General features: G+C 74.1%; 8 protein-coding genes. 5 read left to right on the forward strand and 3 right to left on the reverse strand.

Annotated features, from left to right (window positions below; genetic code table 11):
• Window positions 1-163 precede the first annotated feature (163 nt).
• Window positions 164-1,186: a hypothetical protein gene (locus ESO86_RS18750; protein WP_165307536.1), complete on the forward strand. Its 1,023-nt coding sequence runs from the start codon at window positions 164-166 to the stop codon at window positions 1,184-1,186.
• On the opposite strand, the gene ESO86_RS08810 is transcribed toward ESO86_RS18750, so the two are convergent.
• Window positions 1,183-1,842 carry a GNAT family N-acetyltransferase gene (locus ESO86_RS08810; RefSeq protein ID WP_129234560.1) on the reverse strand — a complete coding sequence of 220 codons (660 nt, stop codon included), beginning with the start codon at window positions 1,840-1,842 and terminating at the stop codon, window positions 1,183-1,185. The two genes, ESO86_RS18750 and ESO86_RS08810, sit on opposite strands and share 4 nt — an antisense overlap.
• A 43-nt stretch (window positions 1,843-1,885) precedes the next feature.
• Here ESO86_RS08810 and ESO86_RS08815 point away from each other — a divergent pair, with 43 nt between their 5' ends.
• Together ESO86_RS08815 and ESO86_RS08820 are read left to right on the forward strand one after the other, a co-directional pair.
• Entirely contained in the window at window positions 1,886-2,467 is a 582-nt protein-coding gene (locus ESO86_RS08815; RefSeq protein WP_129234561.1) for a TetR/AcrR family transcriptional regulator, read from the forward strand.
• Between the two features lie 79 nt (window positions 2,468-2,546).
• Window positions 2,547-2,909 carry a hypothetical protein gene (locus tag ESO86_RS08820; protein ID WP_129234562.1) on the forward strand — a complete coding sequence of 121 codons (363 nt, stop codon included), beginning with the start codon at window positions 2,547-2,549 and terminating at the stop codon, window positions 2,907-2,909.
• 112 nt (window positions 2,910-3,021) lie between these two features.
• Here the strand turns inward: ESO86_RS08820 and ESO86_RS08825 are convergent, their stop codons facing one another.
• Complete coding sequence (locus ESO86_RS08825) at window positions 3,022-4,434, reverse strand: glutamyl-tRNA reductase (protein WP_129234563.1); 1,413 nt, start codon at window positions 4,432-4,434, stop codon at window positions 3,022-3,024.
• Between the two features lie 55 nt (window positions 4,435-4,489).
• Window positions 4,490-5,197, reverse strand: coding sequence for a hypothetical protein (locus ESO86_RS08830; protein ID WP_129234564.1), 708 nt, complete (start codon window positions 5,195-5,197; stop codon window positions 4,490-4,492).
• A 209-nt stretch (window positions 5,198-5,406) separates the two neighbouring features.
• Between ESO86_RS08830 and hemE the strand changes: the two genes are divergently transcribed.
• A complete protein-coding gene (hemE, locus tag ESO86_RS08835) occupies window positions 5,407-6,567 on the forward strand; it encodes a uroporphyrinogen decarboxylase (RefSeq protein ID WP_129234565.1) in 1,161 nt (386 codons plus the stop codon).
• Window positions 6,564-6,909 (forward strand): FAD-dependent oxidoreductase (locus ESO86_RS08840; RefSeq protein ID WP_129234566.1); only part of this gene is annotated, 346 nt, incomplete at its 3' end. The genes hemE and ESO86_RS08840, both read left to right, overlap by 4 nt.

Here is a 6,909-nt window from a genome sequence, read left to right on the forward strand (position 1 = left end):
CGCACGGCGGCGACGCGTCGGCGTCGAACGCGCCGGAGGGCGGCGCGGTGCTCGCGGTCACGCTCCCGCGAGCCGGCTGACGCGCCTGCGGGGTCGTTGCCGCTCCCGACTCCGCCTGCCATCATGGCGCGGGAGCGCACGTCCGAGCATCCACGGGGGAATGATGACGAACGCATCCGGACCGAACCCGCCCGACGACGGCCGAACCGAGGTGCTCGACGCGCCGGGTCCGGAGCCGGAGGGGCGGCCCGAGCAGCGCAACGGCCTCGGCGTCGGGGCGCTCGTCGTCGGCATCGTCGCGGCCGTCGTCGCCGTGCTGGCGTTCGCATGGGAGTGGGCCTGGATCGCGGCCGTCGTGCTCGCGGCGATCGGCCTCGTGCTCGGCATCGTGGGTCTCACGAAGGCGGACCGCCCGAAGGGCGTCGCGACCGCGGGCACGGTCGTCTCGGGTGCGGCCCTGGTGCTCGCGATCATCCTCGGCGTGCTCTACGGCACGGGTGCGCTCGGCACGGCCGCGCAGCCGACCGCCTCGCCGACGCCGTCCGCCTCGCCGTCGGCCACGCCGACCGAGACGCCGACGGCCAGCCCGACCGAGACGCCGACCGCGACGGTGCAGGAGTGGGCCGACCAGACCTGGGGCACGTTCACGAAGGTCGACGCGAGCGGCACGGGCGACGACGTCGTGGCGATCCCGGACGGGATCGCGGGCGGGATCGTGACGGCCACGTTCGACGGCGACGACGGAGCCGCGTTCACGCTGACCCTGCTCGACGCGTCGAACCAGCCCTCGGGCGATCCGCTCGTCGACGCGACCGACGACTACGAGGGCACGACCGCATGGGGCGTGGCGGATGCCTCGTCGGCGCGCAGCGTGCAGGTGACGGCGAGCGGCTCCTGGACGCTCTCGATCGAGCAGATGTCCGCGGCGTCCGAACTGCCGAACGCCGCGAACGGCGAGGACGACACCGTCTACCTGTACGGCGGGGGCGCGGCGACGCTCGCCGCGACCCACACCGGCGACGACGCCGAGGACCCGTTCGTCGTCGCCCAGCAGTCGCAGCAGGCGTTCGGCGGCGCGGCGCTCATCGACGTGACCGGTGCGTACGACGGCAGCGTTCCGCTGGCGGCCGGCCCCTCGGTCGTGGTCGTCCGCTCGACCGAGGACTGGACGCTCTCGGTCGGCTAGGCCGGATCCCGCGTGACGCCGGTGGCGCGCAGCGCGCGCCACTCGCGACGCAGCATGCCGTACGACGCCGTGTCCTGCCACTCGCCGTCGTTGTACTCCTCCTCGACGATGGTCGCCTCGCGCCGCATGCCGAGACGCTCGCACAGGCCGGCGGATGCCGCGTTGCGGGCGTCCAGGTGCGCGACCACGCGATGCGCGGCGAGCCGTCCGAAGGCGAGGTCGAGCAGCACGTCGGCGCCCTCGGTCGCGAGGCCGCGCCCGTGGAAGTCGGGGTGCACGACCCAGCCGATCTCGAGCCGCGCGTGCTGGGCGCTCGAGAGCCGGACCATCAGGTCGCCGATGACGCGTCCGTCGAGCACCATCGCGAGGAAGATCGCGTCGCCGTCGGCGACGAGGCGGCGCATGCCGGCTCGCGCCTCGGTGTGCTCGCGGGCCTCATCGCGTTCGCGCTCGGGCCAGGGGATGTAGCGGAGCACCTCGGGGAGGCGCTGGTACTCCCAGACGTCGTCGGCGTCGTACGCCGCGAGCGGCCGCAGCGTCATCCGCGCCGTCGTGAACGGCCGGTGCTCGACCTCGGCGACGTCGAACGGCAGGCGGAGGGACGGTGGGCCGGCGTCGGCCGCCTCGTCGGGCAGCGCGTGGAGGATCGTGGACATCGAACGGCAGCGTACCGCGCCTGCATGGGCGGATAATCGGGGGATGCCGAAGATCAGCGCACCGACCGTCGCGGAGCACCGCGCCGCGCAGCGGACGGCGCTGCTGCTCGCGACGCGCGAACTGCTCGAGGCCGAGGGGGTGGCGGCGGCGACGCCCGCTGCGGTGACGCGACGCGCGGGGCTCTCCCGGTCCTCGTTCTACGAGTACTTCGCGTCACGTGACGACCTGCTCGTCGCCGTCGCCCTGCAGGTCTTCGACGAGTGGAACGCGGAGATCGAGGACGCGCTCGATGCCGCGGAGCCCGGAATGGGCCGGTTGCGGGCCTACGTGGTCACCGCCCTGGCGATGACGGCCGACGGACACCATCGCATCGCGACCGTGCTCCGCGAGGCGGACCTGTCGCCGACGAGCCGCGACGACATGATGGCCGTCCACGACCGCCTGACCTCGCCCCTCGTCGGCGTGCTCGATGAGCTCGGCGTCGCGGACCCGCGGATGGTCGGCGCCTTCGTGCAGGGAGCCCTCGCGTCGGCGATGCAGCTCGTCTCGCACGGCGTGCCAGTGCAGTCCACCGCCGCAGGGCTGATCGCCGTGCTCGAGCACGGCATCGTGCGCGGCGCCTGATTTCGGGGCGACGGGTCTTTCCTGACATACTGTCGGTATGTTGCCGACGGCCTGTCGGCATCCCCCGAGACGGAGCTCCATGGAAATCCTCAAGAACGTCATCCTCGCGGTGCACATCATCGGCGTCGCGAGCCTGCTGGGAGGCGTGCTCGTGCAGCTCGGCGCGCAGCGCTCCGGCACCGCGCGCATCATCCCCGCGATCATCCACGGCGCGTGGACCATGCTCGTGACCGGCGTCATCCTCGTCGGCCTGCAGTACCCGCTCGGCCGCGAACCCGACAACCTGAAGATCACCGTCAAGCTGGTGATCCTGGTCGCGATCCTCGTGATCGCGCTCGTCAACCGCAAGCGCGAGACCCTCGCGCGATGGGTGCTGCCGACGCTCGCCGTGCTGTCGATCACCAACGTCGTCATCGCGACGGTGTGGCGGCAGTACGCGTAGCAGGACGTCCGCATGACGTGACGACGGGCTCGGCCGGACGGCCGGGCCCGTTCCGCGTCCGCAGGCGGACGCCGTCGTCGGCGCCCGCGGCGGGCGCGTCAGGACCCGAGGGTCAGCGGGCGTCGGCCGCGGGGCGGGCGTCGTCGTCGCCCTGCTCGCCCTCGGCGATGCCGGACGTCGCGGACGGGGCCTCGGGCCGGATGCCGAAGATCGCCTCGAGCCCGTCGAGCCAGGCCTGCTGGTCGCCTGCCCGGGCGTACTCGCGCGAGCGCACCATGGGAGTGTGCAGCAGGACGCCCGCCATGTGCCGCAGCGCGGCCTCGGTGCGTCCGTCGTCGTCGCCGCGCGAGCGGGCGCGATCGATCTCGGCGTCGAGCACGTCGAACACGTGGCGGCGCAGCGCCACGACCGCGGGGGCGAGGTCGAGCTCCTCGGCGACGCGGCCGAAGTTCCGGGCGGCGCGGTCCACGATCTCGCGGGCCGCGTCGGTCGAGCCGAACTCCTCGAGGGGCGCGTGGATCTTGATGGTCTCGAGGTCGAGCAGCTCGACGCCGGCGACCTCGACGACGTCGGCCGCGACGTTGCGCGGCAGCCCGAGGTCGATCACGAGCTGACGCGGTGCGTCGTCGGCCGAGGCGTCCGTCGCGCCCGCGGCATCCGCCGACGACTCGCGGCCCGGCAGCAGCGCGACGGGAGCACGCCCGGCGGCGACGGCCAGCTCGGTGCGACCGAGCACGAGCAGGTCGCGGTCGACGACGTGGTGGTCGACCGTGGTGCAGGTGACGATGAGGTCGGCGCCTGCGGCGGCCATGGCGTAGTCGGCGTTCGACACGGCCTCGATGCCGTGGTTCGCGGCGAAGCGGCTCGCCCTCCCGGACACCGAGTGCACGGCGACGTCGACGACGCCGCGGTCGCGCAGCGCCGCGAGCGACGCGCCCGCGTACCGGCCGGTTCCGACGAGGAGCACGCGCACGGCCGACCAGTCGGTCACCCGGCTCTCGGCGAGGTCGAGCGCGAGGCGCACGAGCGAGCGGCCCTCGTGTCCGATGCCGGTGCGGTTCTTCACCTTGCGCGAGGTCTGCGACGCGCGCTGGAAGAGCCGCTCGAGTTCGGGCGTGGTCGTGCCGTCCGCACGCGCGTGCTCGAGCGAGCGGCGCACCTGGCCGGCGATCTCGCCCTCGCCGACGACGACCGACTCCAGTCCGGCGGCGACCGAGAAAAGATGCCCCGCCACGGCGTTGCCGTGGACGAAGTCGAAGGTGCTCCGCAGTTCGTCCGTCGAGAGGCCGGCGATGTCGCCGACGGCGAAGATCGCGTCGTGGACGGCCTCGACGGGCGAGTCGCCATGCGGGATGTCGAGGTCGAGGTAGGCCTCGTACCGGTTGCACGTGGCGACCACCACGGCGCCGCGGACGGCCTCGTTCCCGTCGGTCAGCCGCGGCCCGGCGTGCTCGGAGGACGCCGAGAGACGTTCGAGCATGTCGAAGCCGGCGTTCTTGTGGCTCGCGGTGAGACAGATGAGCACCGCACGATTCTACCTGCCGTCGAAACCGGCTCCGACCGGCCACGTCACATGCGGGTCAGGCGGCGGGGCGGGCCTGCCGGATGATCGGGATGGCGCCGGTGACGGGCGGCAGCTCGAGGCCCTCGGCGGCGAGCGCCGCGCGATGCCGGGCCTTCCAGGCGCGCACGGTCGCGAAGAACGGCGCGTCGGTGAGCGCGTACCGGCCGGGGCGCGGATCGCTCAGCATCATCGGCAGCTCGATGCTCGAGCCGTCGCGACGGATCCGCACGACCGCGACGGGGACGCTCCTGCTGCCCGCCACGCTCGAGTCGGCGCGGATGCTCCGCACCTCGCGCCAGGGGAATGCGGCGATGCGGCGCGGCCGACGGCCGCCGCCCCAGAACGCGATGCCGTGGTCGTCGGCGACGACGGAGAACCGCCCGGGGAGCCGGTGGGACCGGCTGCCCAGCTCGTCGAGGCGGGAGACGAGCTGGCGGTTCCTGATGCCGCAGCTCACCGCGCCGGCGTGGACCGAGTCGAGGGCTCGGTGACGGGCGCGGCCGCGCGCGGAGGCCGAGCCCCGGACGATCGCGGTGACGAGGATGATGAGGCCGGCGACGGCGGCGAGTCCGAGCGCGACCGGCGTGCCGGGAACCTCGGGCAGGGTCGGGACGAGCCGGTCCACCTGGCGTCCGCCGACGAGCAGGGCGGCGACGACGACGACGGCGACGAGGGCGACGAGCACGATGAGTCCGGTGCGATGCCGCGTTGCGATGCTGGACACAGTGATGTTCTCCGTGGGTGGCGGAGGCGCGCGTCGCGTGGGTGGTGCGGCGCGCGTCGTCGTGCCGGGGACGCACGACGCGACCGACCCTAGCGCTGTGGGAGCGCGGCCACCAGACCCCAGTTCTCCGACCGGCCAACAGGTCGCGGGGCTCCCGGGCACCGACGGGCCGCTCGCGGACCGTCGGCATCAGGACCCCCTCAGCACGGATGGGGGAGGATGTCACGGTGAACCTCTCCCCGCAGCATCCGCTCGCCGCCGGCCTCACGCACGACTCGCGACTCGTCCGCGCCTATCGGGGCCTGCGCAGCGACACGCTGCCGGTGTGGTTCATGCGCCAGGCCGGCCGGTCGCTGCCCGAGTACCGCGAGCTGCGCGTCGGTACGCGCATGCTCGACGCGTGCCTCGACCCCGCGATGGCGGCGGAGATCACGCTGCAGCCGGTCCGCCGCCACGGCGTGGACGCCGGCATCTTCTTCAGCGACATCGTGGTGCCGCTGAAGCTCGTCGGCGTCGACGTCGAGATCCAGCCGGGCCGGGGCCCGGTCTTCGGCCGCGCGTTCGCCGATGCGGCCGCGGTCGCCGAACTGACCTCGGTCGACCCCGCACGGCTCGACGACGCCTCGGGCCCGATCACCGAGGCAGTGCGGCGCACCGTCGCCGAGCTCGCGACCCTCACCGCACCGGACGCGCCGACCTCGACGCCGCTCATCGGCTTCGCCGGCGCTCCGTTCACCCTCGCGGCCTACCTCGCCGAGGGCGGTCCCTCGAAGGACCACCTCGCGGCGCGCACGCTCATGCACGCCGACCCCGGCGCGTGGCGCGCCCTGATGGACTGGACCGCCGAGCTCACCGGCCGCTTCCTCCGCACCCAGGTCCTCGCGGGCGCGTCGGCCGCGCAGCTCTTCGACTCGTGGGCGGGCGCCCTCTCGCTCGCCGACTACGAGACGCACGTCGCCCCCGCGTCGGCGGCCGCGCTCGCGCACGTGCACGACCTGACCTACGAGACGACGGATGCCGCCGGCGCGGCCGGCACCCACGCGGTCCCGGTCGTGCACTTCGGCGTCGGCACGGGCGAGCTGCTCGGTGCGATGAAGTCCGTGGGCGTCGACGTGGTCGGCGTCGACTACCGCGTGCCGCTCGACGTCGCGGCGCTCCGCGTCGGCGAGGGGGTGCCGCTCCAGGGCAACCTCGACCCCGCGCTCCTCGCGGCGCCGTGGCCGGTCCTCGAGGCCGCGGTGCGCGACGTCGTCGCCCGCGGTCGCACGGCGCCGTCGCACGTCTTCAACCTCGGGCACGGCGTGCCGCCCGAGACGGACCCCGCCGTGCTCACGCGGGTGGTCGAGCTCGTGCACGAGGTGGGACGATGACCGACCCCGCCGCGAACGACCCTCGCGATCCGGCCGCGCCGGTCGATCACGCCTCGACCGACGTCGTCGTGCTCGGCGGCGGAATCGCCGGGCTCGTCGCCGCGCTCGAGTGCGCGCGCCTCGGCCTCGGCGTCACCGTGCTCGAGCAGTCCGATCGCCCGGGCGGCTGCGTCGGGCGCATCGACGTCGACGGCCTCGCGCTCGACGCGGGCGCCGAGTCGTTCGCCACCCGCAACGACTCGGTCTCGAAGCTCGTCGAGCGGCTCGGGCTCGCCGACGCCGTCGAGTCGCCGAACCCGGCCGGCGCGTGGCTGGTCTGGGGCGACCGCACCGGGCGCAACG

It is taken from the genome of Agromyces binzhouensis, assembly GCF_004135055.1.
In the GTDB taxonomy this organism is placed as follows: domain Bacteria; phylum Actinomycetota; class Actinomycetes; order Actinomycetales; family Microbacteriaceae; genus Agromyces; species Agromyces binzhouensis.

Excerpts from the sequence above, each read along its gene's own strand:
- ESO86_RS08820 (WP_129234562.1), top strand. The coding sequence starts at position 2,547 with ATGGAAATCCTCAAGAACGTCATCCTCGCGGTGCACATCATCGGCGTC.
- ESO86_RS08810 (WP_129234560.1), bottom strand. The coding sequence starts at position 1,842 with ATGTCCACGATCCTCCACGCGCTGCCCGACGAGGCGGCCGACGCCGGC.
- ESO86_RS18750 (WP_165307536.1), top strand. The coding sequence starts at position 164 with ATGACGAACGCATCCGGACCGAACCCGCCCGACGACGGCCGAACCGAG.
- hemE (WP_129234565.1), top strand. The coding sequence starts at position 5,407 with ATGGGGGAGGATGTCACGGTGAACCTCTCCCCGCAGCATCCGCTCGCC.
- ESO86_RS08815 (WP_129234561.1), top strand. The coding sequence starts at position 1,886 with ATGCCGAAGATCAGCGCACCGACCGTCGCGGAGCACCGCGCCGCGCAG.